23 protein-coding genes are annotated in these 23,701 nt (G+C 71.6%); 10 read left to right on the top strand and 13 right to left on the bottom strand.

The window, feature by feature from the left end; translation table 11 throughout:
• Nucleotides 1–168: 168 nt before the first annotated feature.
• From ACWDZ4_RS26780 to ACWDZ4_RS26760, 5 genes are all read left to right on the top strand, one after another.
• Nucleotides 169–1,857, top strand: coding sequence for an ATP-binding protein (locus ACWDZ4_RS26780; protein WP_451510942.1), 1,689 nt, complete (start codon nucleotides 169–171; stop codon nucleotides 1,855–1,857).
• A gap of 135 nt (nucleotides 1,858–1,992) precedes the next feature.
• On the top strand, nucleotides 1,993–2,412 hold the full coding sequence (locus ACWDZ4_RS26775) for a roadblock/LC7 domain-containing protein (RefSeq protein ID WP_451510996.1): 420 nt from the start codon (nucleotides 1,993–1,995) through the stop codon (nucleotides 2,410–2,412).
• Entirely contained in the window at nucleotides 2,409–2,768 is a 360-nt protein-coding gene (locus ACWDZ4_RS26770) for a DUF742 domain-containing protein (RefSeq protein ID WP_451510941.1), read from the top strand. The genes ACWDZ4_RS26775 and ACWDZ4_RS26770 overlap by 4 nt, the downstream gene beginning before the upstream one ends.
• Complete coding sequence (locus ACWDZ4_RS26765; protein ID WP_451510940.1) at nucleotides 2,749–3,387, top strand: GTP-binding protein; 639 nt, start codon at nucleotides 2,749–2,751, stop codon at nucleotides 3,385–3,387. The genes ACWDZ4_RS26770 and ACWDZ4_RS26765 overlap by 20 nt, the downstream gene beginning before the upstream one ends.
• Nucleotides 3,384–4,655 carry a cytochrome P450 gene (locus ACWDZ4_RS26760; RefSeq protein ID WP_451510939.1) on the top strand — a complete coding sequence of 424 codons (1,272 nt, stop codon included), beginning with the start codon at nucleotides 3,384–3,386 and terminating at the stop codon, nucleotides 4,653–4,655. Before ACWDZ4_RS26765 ends, ACWDZ4_RS26760 begins: the two co-directional genes overlap by 4 nt.
• A gap of 170 nt (nucleotides 4,656–4,825) precedes the next feature.
• On the opposite strand, the gene ACWDZ4_RS26755 is transcribed toward ACWDZ4_RS26760, so the two are convergent.
• The 9 genes from ACWDZ4_RS26755 to ACWDZ4_RS26715 form a co-directional block, all read right to left on the bottom strand.
• Nucleotides 4,826–5,341: a hypothetical protein gene (locus tag ACWDZ4_RS26755; protein ID WP_451510938.1), complete on the bottom strand. Its 516-nt coding sequence runs from the start codon at nucleotides 5,339–5,341 to the stop codon at nucleotides 4,826–4,828.
• A 217-nt stretch (nucleotides 5,342–5,558) separates the two neighbouring features.
• A complete protein-coding gene (locus ACWDZ4_RS26750; protein ID WP_451510937.1) occupies nucleotides 5,559–6,782 on the bottom strand; it encodes a cytochrome P450 in 1,224 nt (407 codons plus the stop codon).
• A gap of 184 nt (nucleotides 6,783–6,966) precedes the next feature.
• The gene (locus ACWDZ4_RS26745) at nucleotides 6,967–7,374 is read right to left on the bottom strand and encodes an aggregation-promoting factor C-terminal-like domain-containing protein (RefSeq protein ID WP_451510936.1); all 408 of its coding nucleotides are present in this window, start codon (nucleotides 7,372–7,374) and stop codon (nucleotides 6,967–6,969) included.
• 297 nt (nucleotides 7,375–7,671) lie between these two features.
• A complete protein-coding gene (locus tag ACWDZ4_RS26740) occupies nucleotides 7,672–8,562 on the bottom strand; it encodes an ECF transporter S component (RefSeq protein WP_451510935.1) in 891 nt (296 codons plus the stop codon).
• Entirely contained in the window at nucleotides 8,559–10,418 is a 1,860-nt protein-coding gene (locus ACWDZ4_RS26735; RefSeq protein WP_451510934.1) for an ABC transporter ATP-binding protein, read from the bottom strand. The genes ACWDZ4_RS26740 and ACWDZ4_RS26735 overlap by 4 nt, the downstream gene beginning before the upstream one ends.
• Nucleotides 10,415–11,566, bottom strand: a complete 1,152-nt coding sequence (locus ACWDZ4_RS26730; RefSeq protein ID WP_451510933.1) for an energy-coupling factor transporter transmembrane component T — start codon at nucleotides 11,564–11,566, stop codon at nucleotides 10,415–10,417. Before ACWDZ4_RS26730 ends, ACWDZ4_RS26735 begins: the two co-directional genes overlap by 4 nt.
• Complete coding sequence (locus ACWDZ4_RS26725; RefSeq protein ID WP_451510995.1) at nucleotides 11,563–12,237, bottom strand: SCO2322 family protein; 675 nt, start codon at nucleotides 12,235–12,237, stop codon at nucleotides 11,563–11,565. The genes ACWDZ4_RS26730 and ACWDZ4_RS26725 overlap by 4 nt, the downstream gene beginning before the upstream one ends.
• Nucleotides 12,238–12,242: 5 nt before the next feature.
• On the bottom strand, nucleotides 12,243–13,523 hold the full coding sequence (locus ACWDZ4_RS26720; protein WP_451510932.1) for a prenyltransferase/squalene oxidase repeat-containing protein: 1,281 nt from the start codon (nucleotides 13,521–13,523) through the stop codon (nucleotides 12,243–12,245).
• Between the two features lie 681 nt (nucleotides 13,524–14,204).
• Complete coding sequence (locus ACWDZ4_RS26715) at nucleotides 14,205–14,801, bottom strand: TetR family transcriptional regulator (protein ID WP_451510931.1); 597 nt, start codon at nucleotides 14,799–14,801, stop codon at nucleotides 14,205–14,207.
• Between the two features lie 228 nt (nucleotides 14,802–15,029).
• Between ACWDZ4_RS26715 and ACWDZ4_RS26710 the strand changes: the two genes are divergently transcribed.
• From ACWDZ4_RS26710 to ACWDZ4_RS26695, 4 genes are all read left to right on the top strand, one after another.
• Nucleotides 15,030–16,346 (top strand): glycosyltransferase family 4 protein, encoded by a 1,317-nt coding sequence (locus tag ACWDZ4_RS26710; protein WP_451510930.1) that lies wholly within the window; start codon nucleotides 15,030–15,032, stop codon nucleotides 16,344–16,346.
• Between the two features lie 116 nt (nucleotides 16,347–16,462).
• On the top strand, nucleotides 16,463–17,209 hold the full coding sequence (locus tag ACWDZ4_RS26705; protein WP_451510929.1) for a class I SAM-dependent methyltransferase: 747 nt from the start codon (nucleotides 16,463–16,465) through the stop codon (nucleotides 17,207–17,209).
• Complete coding sequence (locus ACWDZ4_RS26700; protein WP_451510928.1) at nucleotides 17,206–18,273, top strand: prenyltransferase; 1,068 nt, start codon at nucleotides 17,206–17,208, stop codon at nucleotides 18,271–18,273. The genes ACWDZ4_RS26705 and ACWDZ4_RS26700 overlap by 4 nt, the downstream gene beginning before the upstream one ends.
• 154 nt (nucleotides 18,274–18,427) lie before the next feature.
• A complete protein-coding gene (locus ACWDZ4_RS26695) occupies nucleotides 18,428–18,958 on the top strand; it encodes a GNAT family N-acetyltransferase (RefSeq protein ID WP_451510927.1) in 531 nt (176 codons plus the stop codon).
• Between the two features lie 39 nt (nucleotides 18,959–18,997).
• Here ACWDZ4_RS26695 and ACWDZ4_RS26690 read toward each other — a convergent pair whose 3' ends face one another.
• From ACWDZ4_RS26690 to ACWDZ4_RS26675, 4 genes are all read right to left on the bottom strand, one after another.
• Nucleotides 18,998–20,095, bottom strand: a complete 1,098-nt coding sequence (locus ACWDZ4_RS26690) for an IS630 family transposase (protein WP_451510926.1) — start codon at nucleotides 20,093–20,095, stop codon at nucleotides 18,998–19,000.
• A 120-nt stretch (nucleotides 20,096–20,215) separates the two neighbouring features.
• Nucleotides 20,216–21,130, bottom strand: coding sequence for an IS982 family transposase (locus ACWDZ4_RS26685; protein WP_451510925.1), 915 nt, complete (start codon nucleotides 21,128–21,130; stop codon nucleotides 20,216–20,218).
• Between the two features lie 85 nt (nucleotides 21,131–21,215).
• Complete coding sequence (locus ACWDZ4_RS26680) at nucleotides 21,216–22,154, bottom strand: MerR family transcriptional regulator (RefSeq protein ID WP_451510924.1); 939 nt, start codon at nucleotides 22,152–22,154, stop codon at nucleotides 21,216–21,218.
• Between the two features lie 238 nt (nucleotides 22,155–22,392).
• Complete coding sequence (locus ACWDZ4_RS26675; protein WP_451510923.1) at nucleotides 22,393–22,686, bottom strand: hypothetical protein; 294 nt, start codon at nucleotides 22,684–22,686, stop codon at nucleotides 22,393–22,395.
• Nucleotides 22,687–22,758: 72 nt separating this feature from the next.
• Between ACWDZ4_RS26675 and ACWDZ4_RS26670 the strand changes: the two genes are divergently transcribed.
• A complete protein-coding gene (locus ACWDZ4_RS26670; protein WP_451510922.1) occupies nucleotides 22,759–23,544 on the top strand; it encodes a maleylpyruvate isomerase family mycothiol-dependent enzyme in 786 nt (261 codons plus the stop codon).
• Nucleotides 23,545–23,701: the final 157 nt, after the last annotated feature.

Raw genomic sequence — 23,701 nt, 5'->3', positions numbered from 1 at the left:
CCGCAGGAGTCGTGGGCAGAGGCGGGCATGGCCCTGACGCATCACGTTCCGTGGTTACCATGGCCACGGCCCAGCGGAACATCACCGTCAACTTTCCTCGGTCCGTCACCCCGTGGTGTCTCCGCTGCCGGCCGGCCACCCCCACACACCGTCTGAGGGACCCGCGCTATGACAACGCCTGCCGCCGTCCGCCCGCGCCGCGCATCGAAACGGCGGCCGCCCTGGACTGCGCCGGCGGTGGGCCTGGTCGCCGCCGCCGCGGCCGGTGGCGCCGTGGTGGGGGCCGCCCCGGACGCGGCGCGCTCGTGGGTGCTCGGTACGGCCGCCGTCGGTGTCCTGTGCGTCCTCGTACTCGCCGTCGTCGTCGCCGTACTGACCGAACGGCTCGCCGCCGCCAGGCGCGCGGCCCACGAGGAGCAGGCCGCGCTGCGCGAGCGAATAGCCCGCAGCACCGGTGACACCGCGCACCTGGTGAACGTCACGCTGCCGCAGATGGTCCAGCGCCTGCGCGACGGTTCGGACGCCGGCGAAGCGCTCGCTTCCGCCCAGCGGCCCGCCGACCCCCAGCTCGAGAACCTGCTGCGCGTCTTCACCACCGAACTCGGTGAGACGGCCCGCCGCACGGCGGCGGCGGAAGCCGACCACGCGGCGGCCGTACAGCAGATGACCCGGGGCGCGGCCGACCTGGAGCGCCTGACGGCCACCGCGCTGCCCGCCGCCGTGGCGGCGCTGCGCCGGGGCGCCTCCGCCGACACGGTCCTCGCCGGACTGGACCTGCCCGCCGACGAGCGGCTGCGGGCGCTGCTGGAGCAGATGGTGCGCGAACTCGGCGTCAGCGAGCGCCGCGCGGCCGCCGCGCAGGCCGCCAGCGCCAAGGCGCTGGGCCGGGTGCAGGCCAGGGCCGTCAGCATGCTGGCCGACCTGCGCGAGATGCAGGACCGGCACGGAGCCGATGTCTTCAGCGACCTGCTCAGGCTGGACCACAGCACCTCGCAGCTCGGGCTGCTCACCGACCGGCTGGCCATTCTGATGGGCGGCCGGGCGAGCCGGGCGTGGAACAAGCCGATCGTCATGGAGAGCGTCCTGCGCGGCGCGGTCGGCCGCATCGCCGACTTCCGCAGGGTGCGGCTGCACTCGGCCAGCACCGCGGCGGTCGCGGGGTTCGCGGCCGAGGGCGTCATGCACCTGCTGGCCGAACTCATGGACAACGCCGCGAACTTCTCGCCGCCCATCGACGAGGTCCACGTGTACGTGGAGGAGCGCAGCGCCGGCATCGTGGTCACCATCGAGGACAGCGGCCTGCGCATGGCCGACGCCGCGATGCGCCGCGCCGTGGAAGCCGTATCGGGCAGGTCCACCGACCTGGCGGGCCTCCAGGGCACCCGGCTCGGCCTGGCGGTGGTCGGCATCCTGGCCGCCAAGTACGGCATTTCCGTGAACTACCGGCCCTCCTCCCGGGGCGGCACCGGAGTGGTGGTGCTGCTCCCGCCGCAGCTGCTGGCCCAGCAGCGGGTGCCGGCCCCCGTACCGGCGCGGACGCCCGCGGCTCCCGCGGCCGCCCCCGCGCCGCTGCCCGAGCCCGCCTCGCGGCCGGCGCCCCCGCCGGTGCCCGAAGCCCTGCCGGCGCCCGCGTCCCCGTCGGCGCCCGCGCGCGCCGACGCCCCCGAGGGGGCACCGCGCGCCGCGACCGCGGGCGGCCTTCCGGTACGCCCGCCGGGACGCACGATGGCCACCGCGGACCAGAAGCGTCCCGAGACCCCGGACGACCGCCCCGCCCCGCCCGCCCGAAACGCCGGGTCGAGCTTCGGCGCCTTCCACCAGTCCCAGCGCCGTAAGGACCCACGCCCGCCCGCCTGAGCGTCACGGTCCTTCATCTCCGCGCGCCGTATCCGCGCGCGCCGCCGTCCCGCAGACGACCGACCTTCCCCATGACCCTTGAGATTGGAGGCACGGGCCGACCGGAGCACCGCGCCGCACCGGCCCATGACCACCGTGCAGACCACCGACACCAGCCTGACCTGGCTCCTGGACAACCTCGTGGAGCGCACCCCCGGCACCCGGCACGCCCTGGTGCTCTCCCGCGACGGCCTCAAGCTGTGCCGCAGCAGTCACCTCACCCTCGACCAGGCCGACCAGCTCGCGGCCATCTCCTCCGGAATGCAGGCCCTCGCGCACGGCGCCTCGGTGGAGTTCGGTGACGGCACCGGAGGCGTCAACCACCTGATGGCCGAGTTCCGCGGCGGGCTGCTGCTCATCGTCGAGGCCGGCGAGGGCGCCCACCTCGCCGTCGTGGCCACCGACAGCGCCGATCCGGGCGTGGTCGGGCACAACATGAGCGAGATGGTCGAGCAGATCGGCGAGCACCTGCGGGCCGAACCCCGCACCAGTGCGCAGGACACCCCGACGTCATGATCCGCCGCCCCGTCGACACCGGGTCCCCGGACCGCCTCTACACGGTGACCGGTGGCCGCAGCCACCCCGTGGACACCGCGGTGTTCGATCTGGTCACCCTGGTGGTCAGCGAGTGCGCCCCGACGCCGGGCATGCAGTCGGAGCACGTCCGCATCCTCACGCTGTGCCGTCACCCCGCCGCAGTGGTGGAGATCGCAGCCGACCTGCAACTGCCCATCACCGTCGTGCGGATCCTCCTGGAGGACCTGCTGGCCGCCGGGCGGATCACCGCCCGCCGTCCTCGCGCCGCGGCCGCCGCCGACCTGCCCGAATCCGCCCTGCTGAAGGAGGTGCTGCATGGACTCCGCAATCTCTGAGGCGACCTCCGGGGTGATCTCCGGGGCGCCGGAGCGCACACCGCTCGCCGATGGAGCCGACACCGGACTGAAGATCGTCGTCGTCGGCGGGTTCGGCGTGGGCAAGACCACGCTGGTCAGGTCCGTGAGCGAGATACGCCCGCTGAACACCGAGGAGTACATGACGCAGGCCGGTGTCGGCGTCGACGAGACCTCGGGGGTCGCCCAGAAGACCACCACGACGGTCGCCTTCGACTTCGGGCGGATCAGCCTCAACGAGACCATGGTGCTCTACCTGTTCGGCGCTCCCGGACAGGAACGGTTCTGGTTCCTGTGGGACCGGCTGTTCTCCGGCACCCTCGGCGCGGTCGTCCTGGTCGACACCCGGCGCATGAGCGATTCCTGGTACGCCATCGACCGGCTCGAACACCACAAGACGCCGTTCGTCGTCGCCGTCAACCGGTTCGACGACGACGCCGCGTACTACTCCCTGGACGAGATCCGTCAGGCGCTGTCGCTGCCCGCCCACATCCCCCTGCTCGACTGCGACGCCCGCGTGCGCAGCGACGGCAAGAACGTCCTGATCACCCTCGTCGACCACCTCTACACACTGGCTCTGGCACAGGAGACGACCTCATGAGCGACCTCACCGCCTCCGCCTCCGCGGTGACGCCTCCGCCGGGCTGCCCCGCGCACCAGCCGGGCGCGATCAGGCTCAGCGGCCTCCAGTACCAGCAGACCCCCTCCGAGCTGTACCGGACGCTGCGGCGCGAACACGGAGCCGTGGCCCCGGTGCTGCTCGACGGCGACATCCCGGCCTGGCTGGTCCTCGGGTACTCCGAGGTCTCCTACGTCACCCGCCACGACGAGCTGTTCGCCCGCGACTCCCGGCGCTGGAACCAGTGGGACTCCATCCCCGCCGACTGGCCGCTGCTGCCCTTCGTCGGCTACCAGCCCTCGGTCCTGTTCACCGAGGGCGCCGAGCACCAGCGGCGCGCCGGCGTGATCAGCGACGCCCTGGAAGCCGTCGACCAGTTCGAACTCGGCTACAACTGCCGCAGGATCGCCGACGAGCTCATCGGCGGGTTCGCGGGCAGCGGCCAGGCCGAGCTGATGTCGGCGTACGCCCACGCCCTGCCGATGCGCGCGGTGGTCCAGATGTGCGGCATGCCGGCCCACGGCACCGACACCGACGACCTGGTCGAGGACCTGCGGATGTCCCTCGACGCGTCGGAGGGCGACGACCCGGTGGCCGCCTACGCGCGCGTGGGGGAGCGCCTCCAGCAGCTCGTCGTGGACAAGCGGGTAGCGCCCGGCCCGGACATCATCTCCCGCATGGTCTCCCACCCGGCGGGCCTGGCGGACGAGGAGATCGTCCAGGACCTCATCTCCGTCATCGCCGCCGCCCAGCAGCCGACCGCGAACTGGATCGGCAACACGCTGCGACGGCTGCTCACCGACGACCGGTTCGCCCTGAACGTCTCCGGCGGGCGGCTCAGCGTCGGGCACGCCCTCAACGAGGTCCTCTGGCTGGAGACCCCCACCCAGAACTTCATCGGCCGCTGGGCCGACCGCGACGTCCAGCTCGGCGGCCGCCACATCAAGGCTGGCGACTGCCTGGTGCTCGGCTTCGCGGCCGCCAACACCGACCCGCAGATCTGGCCCGAGGGCCACGTCGGCGCGGAGGGCAACTCCTCGCACCTGTCCTTCAGCAACGGCGAGCACCGCTGCCCCTACCCCGCGCCCCAGCTCGCCGACGTGATGGCCCGTACCGCCGTCGAGGCCCTGCTGGAACGGCTCCCCGACCTGATGCTCACGGTCGAACCGGAGGAGCTGACCTGGCGCCCGTCCATCTGGATGCGCGGCCTGACCACCCTGCCGGTGTCCTTCACCCCCGTGTCCCACTAGGGCCGGCGGCGAAGCACCGGACACAGCCAGGCGTCGCCCGGATACCGCGCCTGCGCGGGCAGGCGCGGTTCGCGCGGGAGCCGTACGTCTCGTACCCCCCGTACGTCTGCCCTGTCCGCCCGCCCGCCCGGTCCGTCATGGAACGGAGGGCAGGTCACCGGGGCAGGAGCTCAGCAGGCGATGCCCCGGGAGCGCAGCCACTCGCACTGGGTCTCACCGGACGTCTTGCCGCCGTCGTACGCGCGCGGGTCCTTGTAACCGGGACCAACGGGCTCGTGCGGCTCGTAGACTCCGTCGCCGTCCACGTCTCCGCCGTCGGGATCGATCGTTCCGCCCGGGTTGCGGCAGGCCGCCCGGTCGGCCGGGTCCGTCGTGCAGGCCCTCCGGCTGTCCGGGGCGGAGTCGGGCCGTCCGGATTCCGGAGCCCGTTCGGGGGCTTCCGCAGCCTCGCGTCCGGCGGTCTTCCGCGCCGCCGCGTCCTGCGCCGTGGCCTGAGCCTTCAGCGTCTCAGTGAGCGAGGGGCCGAACTGCGGAGGGACGGGAGCCGGCTCGCCGGCCTGTTCCTGCTGCCCCGCCGGGGGCGCGGTGGAGCCGCACGCCGACAGGGTGAACGGGAGGCCCGTGGCCAGCAGGACCGAACCGGCGAAGACAGCTGCCCGGCGGCGGACGCGGAACGTGACAACCATAGTGACCCTAATGGGCGATTGGCGCTGTTGGTGCGCTTAACCCTACGGCGACGCCCGAGAGCAGGTCAACGGCTCCGGGGGGCCGTCAGGACGGCCAAGCCGGTGGACGAGCGCGCCCGTACCCATGGCTTCCACCCCCGTGCCCCACTGGCCCCCACCGCGCCGGAGCCCCCTGGGCCACCGCCCGGTCACCGGCGCGGGGGAGCGGCCGCTGTCCTCAGCCGACAGGCGTGAACACCACCGGCACGGCCTTCGGTCCCCGGGTGAACACCCCCTGCTCGGTGATCTCGGCGCCGTCCGCGAGCCGGATGCCGGGCATCGCGTCGAGCAGCTGGTTCACTCCGACCTGCACCTCGGCCCGCGCCAGCAGGGCGCCGACGCAGAAGTGCCGCCCCAGGGCGAAGGCCAGGTGGTCGGCGGCCGCGGAGAAGGCGTTCGTCGCGTTGAGGTCCTCCCGGAAGATGTCGAACGTGTCCGCGTCGGCGTAACGGCTCTCGTCGCGGTTGGCGGACCCGATCAGGCACGTCACGGTGGCGCCGGCCGGGACGGTGCCACCGCTGAGCGTCACCTCCGCCGCCGTCTGGCGCATGATCATGTGCACGGGCGGGGAGAAGCGCAGCGTCTCGGCGAAGGCCCGGTCGATGAGACCGCGGTCCTGCTGTACCGCGGCGAGCTGATCGGGGTGGGCGAGCAGGTTGGCGAAGAGCGCCGCGATCGCCTTGTCGGTGGTCTCGCCGCCGGCGGCGAGCAGCAGGCTGCAGAACGCCTTGATGTCCTCGTCGCTCATCCGCACCCCGTCCACCTCCGCCGCGCACAGCGTGGACAGCAGGTCCGTCCCCGGCGCCTTCCGGCGCTCCTGGATGATCGGGATCATGTACTCGGCGAACTCCACACGGGTGCGCTCGCCCGCCGCCGCCACCTCGGGGTCGCCGGCCAGATTGCCGAGGAAGGCGATCACCGTGGTGTACCAGTGGTGGAACTTGGCGTGGTCCCCCTTGTCGAGACCGAGCATGTCGGCGATGACGTTCACCGGGAAGCGGGTTGCGAACGCGCCGACCAGATCGGCCGCGCCCCGGTCCCGGAAGGTGTCGATCAGCTCGCGGGCGTTGCTCTCGATGACCGGGAGGAACATCTCCTGGAGGTCCTTGCCCCGGAACGCGGGGGCCACCAGCGCCCGGCGCACGGCGTGTTCTCGCCCGCTGAGCTGGAGGATCGTCTTCCCGTGCACGGGCTCGATCTGCCAGTCGTAGTTGTCGGTGGTGAACACCGGCTCCTTGTCCTTGAAGGCCCGTTCCACGTCCTCGTACCGGGAGATGACGTAACTCTGCATCGTCTCGTGCCAGAACAGCGGCGCGGACTTTCGCATCACCGCGTAGGCGGCGTACGGGTTCTCGGCGAACTCGGGCGAAAGTATGTCGGGGACCTGCTGGGCCGTGGACATGGTCGGATGCTCCCTCGAAAGGCAATACGCGGTCGAGGCAACGTTATTGATCAGCCGTCGGCACGGATAGACCAGGACCGCTCACCGGACCGCGTCCGTGCGACGGCCCGGTCGGCCGTGCCGCCCCCGGCGTCACCTTCCCGATCGGCCGGACCGCGACCGCCGGGATGCCGGCGGGCTGATGTCAGTACCAGCCGTTGGACTGCCAGAAGCCCCAGGCGTCGCACGGGCTGCCGTAACGGTCGTTCATGTAGTCCAGGCCCCACTCGATCTGGGTGGCCGGGTTCGTCTTCCAGTCGCTGCCCGCGGACGACATCTTGGAGGCGGGCAGCGCCTGGACCAGGCCGTACGCGCCGGACGAGGCGTTGGTGGCCTGCGGGTTCCAGCCGCTCTCGTGCGAGACGATGTTGTCGAAGCACTGGTACTGCGCGGCGTCCGGGATCATCTGCTGGGCGACCGACTGCGGGCTTGCCGCGGCGGCCTCGGAGGCGCCGCCGCCCATGATCGCGCCCACGGAGCCGAGGAGCACGGCAGCGCCGGCGGCGAAGGACTGGGGACGGGCGACGATGCGGTTGATGACCGGGAACGACACGTGGAGACCTCACGTCGGGAGCGGGGGACGTCGCGGGCGGGCCGGTGCGGCCTGTGGCGGCCGGTGGCGGCCGGGTGGTGCTGCGCCCGGCGACTGCTCCAATGAAGCAGGGCCGAGACCCCACCGCAATCACCCCTCTTACTAGCAGAGCCGGTAAACCGGGCATAACGGCCCACGGGTGCGCTAGCAGGGATCTGTGCAGGTCAGAAGGGTGTGGACCGGTCCGGCGGGGCGATGCTGTGGCTACTACCCGCCGTAGTCGAGGGCCAAGGTCCTGTGGGCCCTCTCACCGCCCCGTCACCGCTGCGGGCCCTCGAATGTGACCTGGGCCTCGAAGGCCGCGCGGCGCGTGGCCCGGCGCAGCGCCTTCAGGAGGGGCGCGCCGATGCCGAGGGTCAGTACGACGGTGAGCACGGCCCGGCCCAGGTCCCAGCCGAGGGAGGTGGCGAGGCAGTACGCGAGGAAGCGGACCAGGTTCTCGTGGACCGGGTCGCCGGGGTGGAAGGAGACGCCGGTCGAGAGGCCGCCGATGTACGTCCATCCCTGGAGGTTCATGACCGTGCCGTAGAGGAAGGCGGCCGCGCAGCCGTACGCCGCCAGCATCACCAGCTCGCCCCGGCCGCGCAGCCGCTCCGCGCCCGGCAGCAGGCCCGCGCCCATCGTGAACCAGCCCATCGACAGCATCTGGAACGGCATCCACGGCCCGACCCCGCCCGTGAGCAGCGCGGACGCGAACATCGTCACCGAACCGAGCACGAAGCCGAAACCGGGGCCCAGGACCCGCCCGCTCAGCACCATCAGGAAGAACATCGGCTCCAGGCCGGCCGTCCCCGCCCCGAGCGGACGCAGCGCGGCCCCGACCGCTGCCAGTACGCCCAGCATCGCGACGGCCTTCGCGTCGAGCCCGGAGTCGGCGATCGTCGCGACGACCACGGCGACGAGGAGGGGGAGGAGGACGGCGAGCAGCCAGGCGGCGTCCTGGGAGTGGTCACGGGCGAGCTCGGAGGCGGGGTCGGCGAGGAGCGGCCAGCCGACGGCGATCACACCGATCACGCTGATGAGCAACAGCGCGGCGACGGAGCGCGGACCGAGGCGTACGGGACGTGCGAGGCGTTCGGGGCGTTCGGGGCGTGCGGGGCGTGCGGGGCGTTCGGGAGGTGTGGGGCGGACCTGTTTCGCGTCGCTCATACCCCTCCCTCCTCCAGCGCGTCCCGCACCTGCGCGACGGTCAGCCACTTCTGCGGGGTGAGGACCTTCGCGACCTGCGGGGCGAAGGCGGGGGAGGAGACGACCACTTCGGCCGTCGGGCCGTCCGCGACCACCTCGCCGTCGGCGAGGATCACGACGCGGTGTGCCAGTTCCGCGGCCAGCTCCACGTCGTGCGTCGCCAGTACGATCGCGTGCCCCTCGGCGGCCAGGGAACGCAACACCCCGACCAGGCGGGCCTTCGCCGCGTAGTCCAGGCCGCGCGTCGGCTCGTCGAGGAGGAGGAGCGGCGGGCGTCCGGTGAGCACGAGGGCGAGGGCGAGGGCGAGCCGCTGGCCCTCGGACAGGTCGCGCGGATGCGTGTCGTCCCGGATGCCGGGGAGCAGCTCCGCGACCAGGGCCCGGCAGGAGCCGGGGGCCGCGCCCGCGTCGCTGTCGGCCGCCGCGCACTCGGCGGCGACGGTGTCGGCGTACAGCAGGTCGCGCGGCTCCTGAGGGACCAGGCCGACCTCGCGGACCATGTCGCGGGGGCTGGTGCGGTGGGGGGTGCGGCCGCCGACGGACACCGTGCCGGAGGTGGGCTCGACCATGCCGACGAGGGCGGAGAGGAGGGTGGACTTGCCGGCCCCGTTGCGGCCCATGAGGGCGATGGTCTCGCCGGGGGACACGGTGAGCGTGACGCGGCGGAGGGCCTCGACGCGGGCACGGCGGATGCCGAGGTGGGTGACGGTGGCCACGGTCCCGGCGGCCACGGTCCCGGCGGCCACGGCGCCGGTGGTTTCGCCGCTGCGGGGCGGTTCGGCAGTGCGGCGGCGCAGCAGGCGGGCGAGCCTTCTCCCCACCCGCTCCTTCCCGAAACTGTGGGCTCCGCCCCCAGGCCCCCGGTCCTCAACCGCCGGGCGGGCTTGATCGTGGCCGGTGTCGGGGCCAACCGGCCCCTCCGGCGTTCGAGGAGCGGGGTCCGGGGCGGAGCCACGGTTTCGGGAAGGGGCGGGAGCGGGAAGGAACAGCTCCGGCTCCGCGCCGGCCAAGCTCGCCCGCAGGTCCGCCGCCCGGCGGCGGGCGTCCCGTACCGAGAGAGGCAGCGGGTCCCAGCCGGCGAGGCGGCCCAGCGCCACCACCGGCGGGTGGACCGGGGAGACCGCCATGACGGCCCCCGGCTCACCCATCACCGGCGCCTCTCCCGGGCCCGGCAGGAGGATCACCTGATCCGCGTACTGCACCACCCGCTCCAACCGGTGCTCCGCCAGCAGCACGGTCGTCCCCAGGTCGTGGACCAGGCGTTGCAGCACCGCCAGCACCTCCTCCGCCGCTGCCGGATCCAGCGCCGACGTCGGCTCGTCGAGGACCAGCACCTTCGGATGCGGGGTGAGCACCGAGCCGATCGCGACGCGCTGCTGCTGGCCGCCCGACAGCGTGGCGATCGGGCGGTCGCGGAGCTCCGCGAGGCCGAGCAGGTCCAGCGTCTCCTCGACCCGGCGGCGCATCACGTCCGGCGCGACGCCCAGCGATTCCATGCCGTACGCCAGCTCGTCCTCGACGGTGTCGGTGACGAAGTGGGCGAGCGGGTCCTGGCCCACCGTCCCGACCAGATCGGCGAGTTCGCGCGGCTTGTGGGTGCGGGTGTCGCGGCCGTCGACCGTCACGCGGCCGCGCAGGGTGCCGCCCGTGAAGTGCGGTACGAGGCCGGAAACCGTGCCCAGCAGGGTCGACTTGCCCACCCCGGAAGGGCCGACCAGCAGCACCAGTTCGCCCTCCGGCACGGTGAGATCGACGCCCCGGATCGCGGGCGGCGCGGCGTCGTCGTAGCTGACCGACACATTCTCGAACCGGATCACTGCGGAGTCTCTTTCACTACGGGAGATACGGGAGATACGGGAGATACGGGGGGTGCGGGGGGTGCGGGAGCCACGAACGCCGGGAGCAGCCCGATCAGTACGGACGCCGCGGGCCAGAGCGGGAACTCGGGAGCGGCCAGCGGCACGACCCCGGGGTGCAGGGCCGCCGGATCGTACGAGGCGGCCCAGATCGTCAGCGCCGCGACCGCCGCCCCCGACCCGGCCACCAGCCACGCCCGTACGCCCCACTCGTCGGGCCGGTAGCGCGTACGGACGCTGCGCCGGCCGCCCAGGCGCAGCCCCGCCAGGGCGGCGACGACCCCGGTGGCCAGGACCGGCAGGCCGTACGCCGCACCGTCGGCGGTCAGCAGCCCGTACGCCCCGGTGCACACCCCGAGCAGCCCGCCCAGCATCAGCACGGTCGTCGTGTGCCGTACGGCGGGCGGGACCGGCGCCGTGCGCCCGTAGCCGCGCGCGTCCATCGACGCGGCCACCGCCACCGACCGCTCCAGCGCGCCTTCGAGGACCGGCAGCCCGATCTGGAGCACCGCTCCCACGCCACCCGTCGGCCGGCCGCGCAGGCGGCGCGCGGTGCGCAGCCGCACCACGTCGGCCACCATGTTCGGCGCGAACGTCATCGCGACGACGACGGCGACCCCGGCCTCGTACAGCGCGCCCGGCAGGGACTTGAGCAGCCGGGCCGGATTGGCGAGCGCGTTCGCGGCGCCCACGCAGATGAGGAGCGTGGCCAGCTTCGCCCCGTCGTACAGGGCGAAGACCAGCTGCTCGGCCTTCACGCGCCCACCGATCCGCACCCCCTGCGCCCAGTCGGGCAGCGGCACTTCGGGCAGCGTGAAGAGGGTGTGGCTGCCCGGGATCGGCGAGCCCAGGAAGACCGAGAACACCAGCCGGACACCGATGACGAGCAGCCCGAGCTTGACGAACGTCCCGTACGAACGCGCCCACGGCGCATCCGTCCTGCGCGCCGCCACCACATACCCGGCCACCCCCACCAGCATCCCGAGCAGCAGCGGGTTGGTGGTCCGGGACGCGGCGGCGGCCAGGCCGAGCGCCCACAGCCACCAGGCCCCGGCGTGCAGGGCGTTGCTGCGGCTCGCTCGCGGCGCACGCAGGAGCATCGAGGTCATCCGCGGCGGCGGCGCGCCTGCCACACGCCCGCGGCGCCGAGCGCGAACACGGCGGCGAGGCCGACGAGCAGCCCGGCGGAGGGACCGCCGCCGTCGCCGTCGTCGCCGCCGTCGGTGGGACTGGCGGCCGTCGAGGAGCGAGGTGTGCCGTCACGGCCGGACACCTGCTCCCCGCACCCCGTCTCCGGGTAGCCGGAGATGGCGCAGAGCAGCGCCGTGCTGTTGTAGCGCAGCGGCTTCGCCACCGAGGCGAGCGCGTCCGCCGCGGTCGCGTCCGTAGCGGTCCGCGCGCACACGGAGCGCGGCGCGGGCGGCTGTTCGCCGTCCGGGGCGTCGGCCGCCGTACCGAAGTCGATGACGACGGCGATCCGCTTGGCGCCGTCCTCGGCGGGCGCCTCGCCGCAGATCGCGTCGAAGCCGTCCGCCGCGCGGCGCGGCTTCGCGGAGTCCTGCGAGTTCTCGCTCACCGAGAACCGGAAGCCGATCACATCGCCGTCGGCGGACCTGGCGGTGGCGGGACCCTGGCTCGCGTACGTCCACGTGCCGCCGTCGCTCCCCCAGAACGACCAGTAGCGGTACCCCGTCGCCGCCTGCGCGGCCCCCGCCCCGGCCGGCACCGCGAGCGCGGCGCCGAGCAGCAGGACGAGAGCCGTCAGCCGTGTCCGCAGCACCGTCGTCACAGCTGCCGGTTCTTCTTCTTGCGGCCGCTGAAGAGGATGCCGGCGCCGGCGCTGGCGACGAAGAAGACGGCGACGATCCACCAGGCACCGAAGCCGCCGTCACTGTCCTTCTTCTCGTCGGCGGACTTCCCGGCGGGCGTCTCGGCGGACTTCCCGGCGGCCTCGGGCGCGGGCCCGGTCGCGTTGAGCCCCTTCACCAGGTCGGCGCCGCCGAAGTTCTCCGGGGCGGTGCCGGTCGCGTTCGCGGCGAAGATCAGCTGGGCGTAGGCGGCGGGGCCGTGCTCCTCGGCCCAGCCCGCCGCGTTCTTCTCCAGCCACTTCAGCGGCTTCTGCGCCTGCGCGGCGCCGCCCTGCGCGGCCAGCGCGACGACGGCGTCCGCGGTGTTGCCGAAGTCCGGCTGTGCCTCGGTGTTCTCGGCGCCGGGCATGGGAGGCGTGTCGAGGTGTCCCGTCTCGGCGAGTACGCCGTCGAGGTAGGCGGCACCGTTCGCGACGGCCCGCGCGGGCGTCGGCTCGCCCTTCACGCACGCACCGGACTCCGCGTCCTTCGTGTCACCCCTGCTGTCCTTGCCGGCCTCGGCGTCCAGCCCCTTCCCGAGTCCGCCCAGCACACCGGCCGCCGTCGCGTCGGCGTTGGGCGCGAGCCTGCCGTCCTTGTCCGGCTGGTACGCGAACGCGCCGCCGCCCGTCTTCGCGTCGCACGGCACCGAGAAGGTGACGAGCGCGTCGTACGGCGACCTGCCCTTCGGCGACTTCACCTCGCCGGGCTTCTCACCCGCCGCCGCCAGCGCGCCGATCACGACCGAGGTGGAGTTGGCGTCGCTCGGGCTGCCCGGGTTGTACCCCCAGCCGCCGTCCTTGTTCTGCGCGGACTTCAGCCAGCCGACGCCCTTCTCCACGGCGGCCTCCTGCCCGCCGAGGGCGTTCAGCGCCTGCACGGCCGCGGCGGTGGCGTTGCTGTCCACCATGGTCTTCGCCGTGCACGGCTCGGCGGCGTCGGCGCGGAAGGAGGCAAAGCCGCCGCTGTCGCACTGCTGCCCGACCAGCCAGCTCACGGCCTTCCCGGCGGGCTTCACGCCCACCGTGTCCTGTGCGAGCAGGGCCAGCGACTGCCGCCAGACGCCGTCGTACGTCGGGTCCTTCTCGCCGTAGAGCCCCGAGGGAATCACGGGCGCCGGGGACGGGGACGGCGCGGCGACGGCAGCCGTGGCCGCGCTCGCGCAGAGGACGGCGGAAGCGGCGAGCACGGTGGCTGCGCTGCGGCGAAGGGGGGTCATGACGGGCGGGGCCTCTCCTGCTGAGGAGCCGGGCCCGGGCACGCGGAAACCACGCACCAGGCTCCGGCTCCGTATACCTCGACATACCTCGACGGTGCCGAGCCATTGGTCATGCCGGACCGGGCGTTCCGACTCACCGCCCGTAGAGGACGGATTCACGAATGGGGTCTCCCCTGCTCGAGCGCAGTCGAGAGCTTGGGGAAGGGGCAGTGCCGGATTCGCACCGGCTTCCCCCGGAACGGCATGATGACGATTCGCACACTCTACCGGCCCGTGGCGGGCGGCCCCGGGGGTGCCGGGGGCGGCAAGATCATCGGGTTCCGTGGCGGAGACTGCCGCGCGCCGCTCCGCTTTCGAACAGGGCCGAACGATTCTTTGTCCATGAGTACCGCACTGTCGCGGCGTGACAGGTGTGACTGCTGCCGCCCCGGCCGCGTGGAAGTCTCGGTGCCACCGCAGCCGACGGGGACCCATGGACAACCGGTACGAGGTCTTCTGCCTCGCCGACGGACAGTTCTACGCGACCCCGGACCAGGCTCTCCGCGGGCCGGCCCGGACAGCCCTCCTCGGTGCCGCTGTACGAAGTGGCCCAGCGCGAGCTCCCGCCGGGATGGCGCCGGTTCGTCCGCCCGATCGGCAGGGCGAGGCGGGGCCCTGCGGATCAAGTCGGGCCTGATGAGGTCAGGTCCGGTCGATCAGCCTGCACACTGTCTCGATGTCGGTCCTCACCCGGGCGATCGAGGCCCGGCCCGAGAGCCAGGTGATGAGCGCCGAGTGCCAGGTGTGCTCGATGACCCTGACCGCCGCCAGCTGTTCCGGTGTCGGCGGTCCCGGCAGGTTCATCGCCTCCAGGATGATCGCCGTCGTCTGCCGCGAGACCGTGTCCACCTCCGGGCTGACGCTGCGGTCCGCGAAGGTCAGCGCCCGCACCATCGCGTCCGCCAGCTGCGGCTCCCGCTGCAACGCGCGGAAGGCCCGCATCAGGGTCTCGGTGACCCGCTCGGCCGCGCTCTGCCCGGCCGGGGGCCGCTTGCGCAGTGTGCTGTGCAGGTGTTCGAGCTGGTCCTGCATGGTGGCGACCAGGAGGTGGATCTTGGAGGGGAAGTAGCGGTACAGCGTGCCCAGTGCGACGCCCGAGGACTCGGCGACCTCGCGCATCTGCACCGCGTCGAAGCCGCCCCGGCCGGCCAGCCGCGCGCTGGTGTGCAGGATGCGGCGGCGGCGCGCCTCCTGACGCGCCGTCAGGGCTGGCGGCGCCGACTTGGCTTCCACTGTCATGCGTCCCGTTCCATGGCAGGTGTGCGTACGCCGGACCTGAGGGGGCGGGCCCCCGGGCGGCCCGCCACGGCAGGCCCCCGCCGTGGCGCGAATCACCTGATCCGACGCTTACGGTTGCGCTACCTGCCGGTAGATTCAGAGCTCGTCGAGCGATCGATACTGAAACTTGTTCTAGGTTAGCGCCAGCGGCTACGCTCCGGTGAAAGAGCAGTGAGAAGGGGGCCGAGAGTGACCGCTGAGGCCATAGAGGCGGGCCCCCACGCGGGTGACCCGGGCACGGGCGACCGCCCACTGCGCATCGCGCTCCTCACCTACAAGGGCAACCCCTTCTGCGGAGGCCAGGGCGTCTACGTGCGCCACCTCTCGCGCGAGCTCGCCCGGCTCGGCCACAGCGTCGAAGTCCTCGGCTCCCAGCCCTACCCCGTACTCGACGAGGGCGTACCGCTCACCGAGCTGCCCAGCCTCGACCTGTACCGCAGCCCCGACCCCTTCCGCACCCCCGGGCGCGACGAGTACCGCGACTGGATCGACGCCCTCGAAGTGGCGACGATGCGGACCGGCGGCTTCCCCGAGCCCCTCACCTTCTCGCTCCGCGCCAGGCGCCACCTGACGGCCCGCCGCGGCGACTTCGACGTCATCCACGACAACCAGACGCTCGGCTACGGCCTGCTCGGCGATCTCGGCGCGCCCCTGGTCACCACCGTCCACCACCCCATCACCGTCGACCGGCAGCTCGACCTCGCCGCCGCGACGAGCCGTCGCAAGCGCGCCTCCGTGCGCCGCTGGTACGGCTTCACGCGCATGCAGAAGCGCGTCGCCCGCCGGCTGCCCTCCGTGCTCACCGTCTCCGGCTCCTCGCAGCAGGAGATCGTCGAGCACCTCGGGGTACGTCCCGACCGTGTCCGTGTCGTGCACATCGGCGCGGACACCGGCCTGTGGTCGCCCGACCCGTCCGTCGCCGAGGTCCCGGGGCGGATCGTGACGACGTCCAGCGCGGACGTACCGCTCAAGGGCCTCGTCCACCTCGTCGAGGCGCTCGCCAAGCTCCGCACCGAGCAGCCCGACGCCCACCTCGTCGTCGTCGGCAAGCGCGCCGAGGACGGCCCGGTCGCCCGGGCCATCGAGGGGTACGGGCTCCAGGGCGCCGTCGAGTTCGTCAAGGGCATCAGCGACCGCGAGCTGGTCGACCTGGTCCGCAGCGCGCAGATCTCCTGTGTCCCCTCCCTCTACGAGGGCTTCTCGCTCCCCGCCGCCGAGGCCATGGCCACCGCCACCCCGCTCGTCGCCACCACCGGCGGCGCGATCCCCGAGGTCGCGGGCCCCGACGGTGAGACCTGCCTGGCCGTGCCGCCGGGCGACGCCGGCGCGCTGGCCGCCGCACTCGGCCGGTTGCTGGACGACGCCGAGCTGCGCCGGCGCCTCGGCGCGGCCGGACGCGACCGGGTACTGGACAAGTTCACCTGGGCCAGGGCCGCCCAGGGCACCGCCGAGCTCTACCGCGAACAGATCGCCGCGCACGGCGCGGTGCGCGGGGGAGCCCGGTGAGACCCCGCTGAAGCGGAAGTCGCCGCGGAATCCGCCCGCCCCCGTCCCCGCCACCCCCGCCACGCGTGTCCGGTGACCCGGCGCCGTAACCACCCCCACCCGGAAGGGCAGACCCCGTGCTGACCGTGGATTTCTCCCGCTTCCCGCTCGCCGCGGGTGATCGCGTACTCGACCTGGGCTGCGGCGCGGGCCGGCACGCCTTCGAGTGCTACCGGCGCGGCGCCCAGGTGGTGGCCCTCGACCAGAACGGCGAGGAGATCCGCGAGGTCGCCAAGTGGTTCGCCGCCATGAAGGAGGCCGGTGAGGTCCCGGCGGGCGCCACCGCCACCGCCATGGAGGGCGACGCGCTCCACCTGCCCTTCCCCGACGCCTCCTTCGACGTCGTGATCATCTCCGAGGTCATGGAGCACATCCCCGACGACAAGGGGGTGCTGGCCGAGATGGTGCGCGTGCTGAAGCCGGGCGGCCGCATCGCCGTCACCGTGCCGCGCTACGGGCCCGAGAAGGTCTGCTGGGCGCTGAGCGACGCGTACCACGAGGTCGAGGGCGGCCACATCCGCATCTACAGGGCCGACGAACTGCTCGGCAAGATGCGCGAGGCGGGCCTCAAGCCGTACGGCACGCACCACGCGCACGCGCTGCACTCGCCCTACTGGTGGCTGAAGTGCGCGTTCGGTGTGGACAACGACAAAGCGCTGCCGGTCCGGGCGTACCACAAGCTGCTGGTCTGGGACATCATGAAGAAGCCCGCGGCGACGCGGATCGCCGAGCAGCTGCTCAACCCGGTGGTCGGCAAGAGCTTCGTGGCGTACGCGACCAAGCCGCACCTGCCCGCCCCGTCGGTAGCGGCGGCCGCCAAGTGACCATTCCCGGACGTACGGAACACCTGGTCCTCCCCGGTGTCCTCACCGCCGACGAGGCCGCCGAGACCGTGGCGGGCATCCTCGCCGTACAGCGCGAGGACGGCGCCATCCCGTGGTTCCGCGGTCACCACCTCGACCCGTGGGACCACACCGAGGCCGCCATGGCGCTCGACGCGGCCGGCGAGCACGACGCCGCCGCCCGTGCCTACGCGTGGCTGGCCAGGCACCAGAACGCGGACGGCTCCTGGTACGCGGCGTACGACGACGGGGACGCGGAGCGGGTCACCGACCGGGGCCGCGAGAGCAACTTCTGCGCGTACATCGCCGTCGGCGTCTGGCACCACTACCTCGCCACCGGCGACGACGCGTTCATCGACCGCATGTGGCCGGCCGTCCACGCGGCGACCGAATTCGTCCTCGGGCTCCAGCAGCCCGGCGGCCAGATCGGCTGGAAGCGCGAGGACGACGGCACGCCCGTGGGCGACGCGCTGCTGACCGGCAGCTCCTCCATCCACCAGGCGCTGCGCTGCGCGCTCGCCATCGCCGAGCAGCGCGAAGAGCCGCAGCCCGACTGGGAGCTGGCGGTCGGCGCGCTGCGCCACGCCATCCAGCGCCACCCGGAGCGGTTCCTCGACAAGAGCAGCTACTCGATGGACTGGTACTACCCGATCCTCACGAGCGCGGTGACCGGGCCGGACGCCAAGGCCCGTATCGAGGCGGACTGGGACCGGTTCGTCGTCCCGGGGCGGGGTGTGCGCTGCATAGTCCCCAACCCCTGGGTGACCGGCGGCGAGAGCTGCGAACTGGCCCTGGCGCTCTGGGTGGTGGGCGAGTCGGACCGGGCACTGGAGATCCTCCAGTCGATCCAGCACCTGCGGGCGCCGGGCGGCATGTACTGGACGGGATACGTCTTCGACGACGACGCCGTGTGGCCGCAGGAGCAGACCACGTGGACGGCGGGGTCGCTGCTGCTGGCGGTGGCCGCCCTGGGCGGAGACGAGGCGACCACCGCGGTCTTCAGCGGCGAACGGCTGCCGCTCGGCCTGGACCCGGACTGCTGCTAGTGGCTCAACTCGGATAGTTGGCCGTGCAAATGGCTCCTCACACAGCTCGGCCTGCAGTGCCGGGCGATGTGGGGCATGGCGACGAGAAGGGCGATGTCCGAGCAGGCAAAAGCGGTTTGCTGACTCGGATGTCGCGTGGGTAGCGTCGCCATCTGTGACCCCGACTCTGCGCACCGAGCGGCTACTTCTGGAGCCGTACATCCCCGAGGACGAAGAGGGCTTCGTCGCTCTGTTCCAGGACACCAGGGTGTCGCAGTGGATGGGTGACGGCCCTGCTTCCGAAGCAGCAGACCGGGCACTGTTCGGGCGGATCTTCACGAAGGTCTATGCCCAGGACCTGTTCGATGTCTGGGCTGTTCGTCGCAACGAACTCCTGGTCGGGCATGCCGAGATCAAGCTGACCGACGTCGTCGGAGGCCACGAGATCATCTACGCTCTGGCGCCGACGGCATGGGGGTTCGGCCTAGGGACCGAGCTGGCAGAGGCTATCGTTGCCTATGGCTTCGACACCCTCGGATTGACCAAGGTGTATGCCACCGTGGCTGCACCGAACGAGACCTCGCTGACTCTGTTGGGCAGAATCGGTTTCGAGCATGTCCGGGATATCAAAGAGGATGACGGCAGCACTACCCGCGTGTTGGCCCGCCGTCTGGCTGCGAGCGACAAGTCGCGCCTCGCCCGATAGGGGCGAGCAAACCGCTGCCTCTGAACCTCCCGCGGGTGGTCAGGCAGCGCGGGTCGGGTTCCGGGTCCAGGTCCGGATGGGTGAGTCAGGAGCGAAGATGGTCTTCGGCTCGGCACGGGCATTGCGCCAGCGGACGTAGGCGGCGATGGCAGCGTTCTGCTCGTCGTGGCTGCGATGGTCGGTGCCGTTGAGCGCGAAGTAGCGCAGGGCCGCGAACTCCGATTCGATCCAGTTCAGCCAGGAGCCGTAAGTCGGGAGAAAGACCAGCTCAACGTCATTCTCGGCGACCCAGGCGCGGACCTTGGCGTGTTTGTGCGGGGAGAAGTTGTCCAGCACCACGTACAGCTTCTGCCCGGGCCAGCGGGCGCGCAGGGCTTTGAGGATGCCGAGGAACTCGCGCCACCGCTTACGCGGGCGGATGCGGTAGTACAGCTTGCCGGTAGCCAGATCGAGGGCGGCCAGCATGTGCATTACGCCGTTGTACCGGTTGTAGGTGGCCCGCAGCCGGCGCGGACGCCGCACCGGCCCCCACGCCTTGCCCTTGCGTGGCATGAGGTTCAGCGGCCCGAACTCATCGACACATATCACCCGTCCGTCGGCGGGCAGGGTGTCGTACATCGCCAGGATGCGGTGCATCTTGGCGATGAAATCCGGGTCGGTGGACGCCTTCCACGTTGTGGTGGTCTGCCAGGAGACCTTGTCGGCGCGCAGGATCCGACGCAGGGTCTCCCGGCTGATGGCCACGGTCACCTTCTGTTTGACGAGGTGCTCGGCGAGCTTGCTCAGGCTCCACGTGGAGAACGCGGTGATCTTCCAGTCGGCGGGAGACGTCCGGGCGATCAGGCAGATGTGCTCGCGCACCTGGTCACTGATCGTCCTGGGCCGTCCCCCGCTCCATTTTGGGTCCAGTGCGTCGAACCCCCGCTCATTGAAGGCGTGGATGACATCGCGGACGTAGTCCTCACCGACCTGCATCAGCGAGGTGATGTCCCGGACCGTCTGGCCCTGGGCGGACATCAGCACCACGATCGCCCGCCGCAGTCTCACCGGGTCCTTCGCGGTCCGGCTGATCTGCTGCAGCTTGCGGCCTTCCTCCATGCTGACCGGCCGGACGAACACACTCGGTCGACGTCCCACGACCACCTCCAAGATCATGTCTTGGACATAGTCTGCTGGCCGAGGAGCAGCAGGTCGATTACCCGGCCAACGATGCTTGACGAGCCACTAGATGAATGAGTCCAAGGGGTGTTGTTGCGGTCAGTGATCGTAGGCCGTGAGTGATCGCTTGATGGGCAGTCCAGTTTGGTCGTTGTGCCAGATCACCGCTGTGAGTGCGAGGATCCGGCACAAGACCCGGGCTGACACCCCTGCAGCGCTCTTGCCGCCGTGTCGTTCCAGGTCGAGCTGCCCTTTGAAGGTCTGATTGATCGACTCGATGACCTGCCGCAGCGGTTTGAACAGGTGCGCCCCGGCCCGCTCGGCTTCCCCCTTGCGGGCCGGCCGCAGCAACTTCAGGTGACGCTCGGCAAGGCCGTACTCGAACTCGCGGCCGAAGTAGTTCTTGTCCCCGATGATCGTCTGCCCGGGGTGAACGGCGAGGACGTCTGGCGCGGTATCGAGCATGTCGCGCAGCGTTTCGCGCTCGTCCGCCTTGGCCCCGGTGAGTGCGAACAGGACCGGCAGTCCGCCGAGTGTGCACACCAGGTGCAGACGCAGTCCCCAGAAGTATCGCGAGTGTGATGCGCAGTAGCCGTACTGTGCCCAGCCTGCCAGGTCCGAGCGTTTGGCCGTCTCACGGGAGCAACCGCAACCGACCGGTGTGGAGTCGACCAGCCACACATCGTCGCTCCACAGCGAGGTATCGCGGGCCACGATCCGGATCATGCTGGTGAGCAGTGAGAACGCGGCACGCAGCCGCTTGTTGTAGCCGGACTGCTGGGGCACGTAGGGAAACAGGTGGCCGAAGTCCCGCCCGACGCGGCGAAGCCAGCGCCGCTCAGAGGTGTATCCGAGCAGCGCCGACATGACCGCGAGCGTGATCAGCTCGGCGTCACTGAGCGTGGGCGTGATTCCGACGGCAGGCCGCCACGGCGCCAGATGCGGCGAAGCCTTCAACTCGTCGTCAATCCGGGCACAGAGTGCCGTTGCGAGGGTGTCCAGGTCGTTAGTCACACATCGACGTTGGACGCCCTCGTCTCATGTCCGCAGGCGATCCCCTGGACTCATTCAGGGATCCGGGGCGTGCCCACTGCGGTGACTATGCGGCACGGTCATTTCGCAGGGCCTGGATGAGCCAGGGGTACACCGGGATCAGGTTCGGTACTACCTGCCAGCCGTTGACGATCCACACCAGCCGCCAGTATCGGTCTACCCGGGGATCGTGCGCCTCTTCGAACTGCTGGGCCATCCAGTCCCGGAATTCCGTGTCAGGGGTGCGCGCGAGCACCTCGGCGAAGCGGTGCACGAGGTCGTCGATGACGGGTGCGCCCCTGTCGCTGAGCGGGTCGATGCCCGACTCCATGGCCTCGGCCACCTTCTGACGGGTGAATTCCATCAGTTCCTCGCCGGCATCGCATTCGATGTCGAGCGGGCGCCCGGCGGCCTGACGTACGGCCGTCCGGCGCATCCGGGCACGGAAATCCTCGTCGCCGACCAGCTCGGCGAGCTCCACCCACGCGGCGACCTGCTCGCCGGTCGGATCATCGGGGAGGTCGGGAGTGGCAGCGCGAACCATGGCCACCGCAGTCGGGTCGGCATCCACTGTGCCGAAGGTGCCATCCACGAAATCGTCGATCAAACGTCGGCGTTCCTCGCCGGACAACTGTGTGAGCCTGTGCATGAGTGTGGTCTCCTCAGGACTGGACCCGCGTCTGGCCACGACTCGCAGAACGCTCCGACGCAGTTGCAGCACCCGGATCTGGACGTCCATGGCGTCGGCGTGCGCCGCGGCGACTTCCGCCACCGAGAGCTCGCGGTCCAGTACCCGTTGAATAGTGGCCAGGTCCATGCCCAGCTCGCGCAGTGTGCGGAGGAGTTCCAGACGAAGCAGTGCGTCGAGGTCGTAGAGCCGGTAACCGGCGGGGCTACGGGTGGTCGGCGCTACCACCCCCGAATCGGAGTAGAAGCGGATGGTCCTCACAGACAAGCCGGTCCGCCGGGAAAGCTCCCCGATCGAGTAGAGGGTCGTAACGTCCATGTCCCCCACTCTGCTGTCTCCAGTCACTGGAGACTCAAGGCCATTCCCAAGCAGGGCCCGACCACGAGACGTCCTCCGAGTTGCTGGAGCATGCGTTGCGCGCTCTCCGCTGCCCGCCAGGATGAAACGGGCACGCCTTGCACGTGCTGGGCGAGTGATGGCAGCGACATGCGACACCGCTCGCTGGCGGCCTACGGCTACGAGCCCTTGGACTCAATCATCTAGCCGCGGTCTCGTCTCAGTGGCGGCGCAGGACGTTCGCCAGCGCGTGCCCGGCGAAGAGGTACACGAGCGCGGCGAGACCGTAACCGGCGACGACGCGCGCCCACGCCTCGTCGAAGGTGAACAGGTCGTGCGACCAGCCGGCCAGCCACCGGGCGGCGTCCTGGACGAAGTTCACCAAGTCGTTCGCGCGGTTCGCGTCCAGCAGGTACATCAGGATCCACAGGCCGAGGATGAAGGCCATGACGTCGGCGACGACGACGACGATCGTCGCCGCCCGGCTGCTTCCACTGCTATGGCGGGGGGACATGCCCGTCGTATTGCCGCTCTGCGCGGGCCGAAACCCGGGGCCCGTACGAACGGACCCCATTAGAGTGCCTGTATGACCGACCTCGGATACGCACGCCACTGCGATGAACTCGTCCGGCAGGCCGACCTGTTGAGAGCCGTGCTGGTGGACGCCGACCTGACGGCGAAGGTGCCGACCTGCCCCGAATGGACCCTCGGCCACCTCGCACGCCACGTCGGCGGCGCGCACCGCTGGGTCGAGGCGATCGTACGGACGAGGGCTTCCGAGGCCGTCCCCGGGGACCAGGTGCCCGATTCCACCGGCCCCGGGGACGCCGAGCCGGCGGCCCTGGACGCGTGGCTGGCGGAGGGCGCGCGGAAGACCGCCGACACGCTGCGCGCCGCCGGGCCGGACGCCGAGGTGTGGTCCTGGAACGGGGACAACAGCGCGGCCTTCTGGGCGCGCCGCATGACCCACGAGACGGTGGTCCACCGCGCGGACGCGGCGATCGCCGCCGGGATCGTCTTCGAGGTGGAGCCCGACGTGGCCTCGGACACCCTCGACGAATGGCTGGAGATCGCCGCCTGGGTGCAGTCCACCGCCACCGACGAGCAGGTGGAGGAACTGCGGCGCGGTGCGGGCCGTTCCATCCACCTCCACGCGACGGACGTGCCCGGCGCGGAGTGGCTGATCGAGTTCGGCGAGGGCCGCTTCACCTGGCGCCGCGGCCACGGGAAGGCCACGGTCACCCTGCGGGGCCCGCTCACCGACGTACTCCAGGTCTTCTACCGCCGGCTGCCCGCCGACAGCGACCGGGTGGAGGTGCTGGGCGAGACGCAGCTGCTGGATGCCTGGCTGGAGCGCTCGTCCTTCGGCTGAGCGCCGGGGCGCGGGGGCGGAGTCCTCGGCGAAGGCCGGGTCGCCGCAGCAGCGCGACGGCCCCCCGCCCGGAAGCCGGCCACTTCGGTCTGCCTTCCCGTGACCAAGTGGTCCGGAGAAGGGTGAGGTTGTGAGCTACGCCGACGTCAACGGACTG

The sequence above is a fragment of the Streptomyces sp. NPDC003016 genome, from assembly GCF_053591455.1.
Note: the sequence above shows the minus strand (reverse complement) of the source record. Positions and strands in the feature narration are given on the sequence as shown.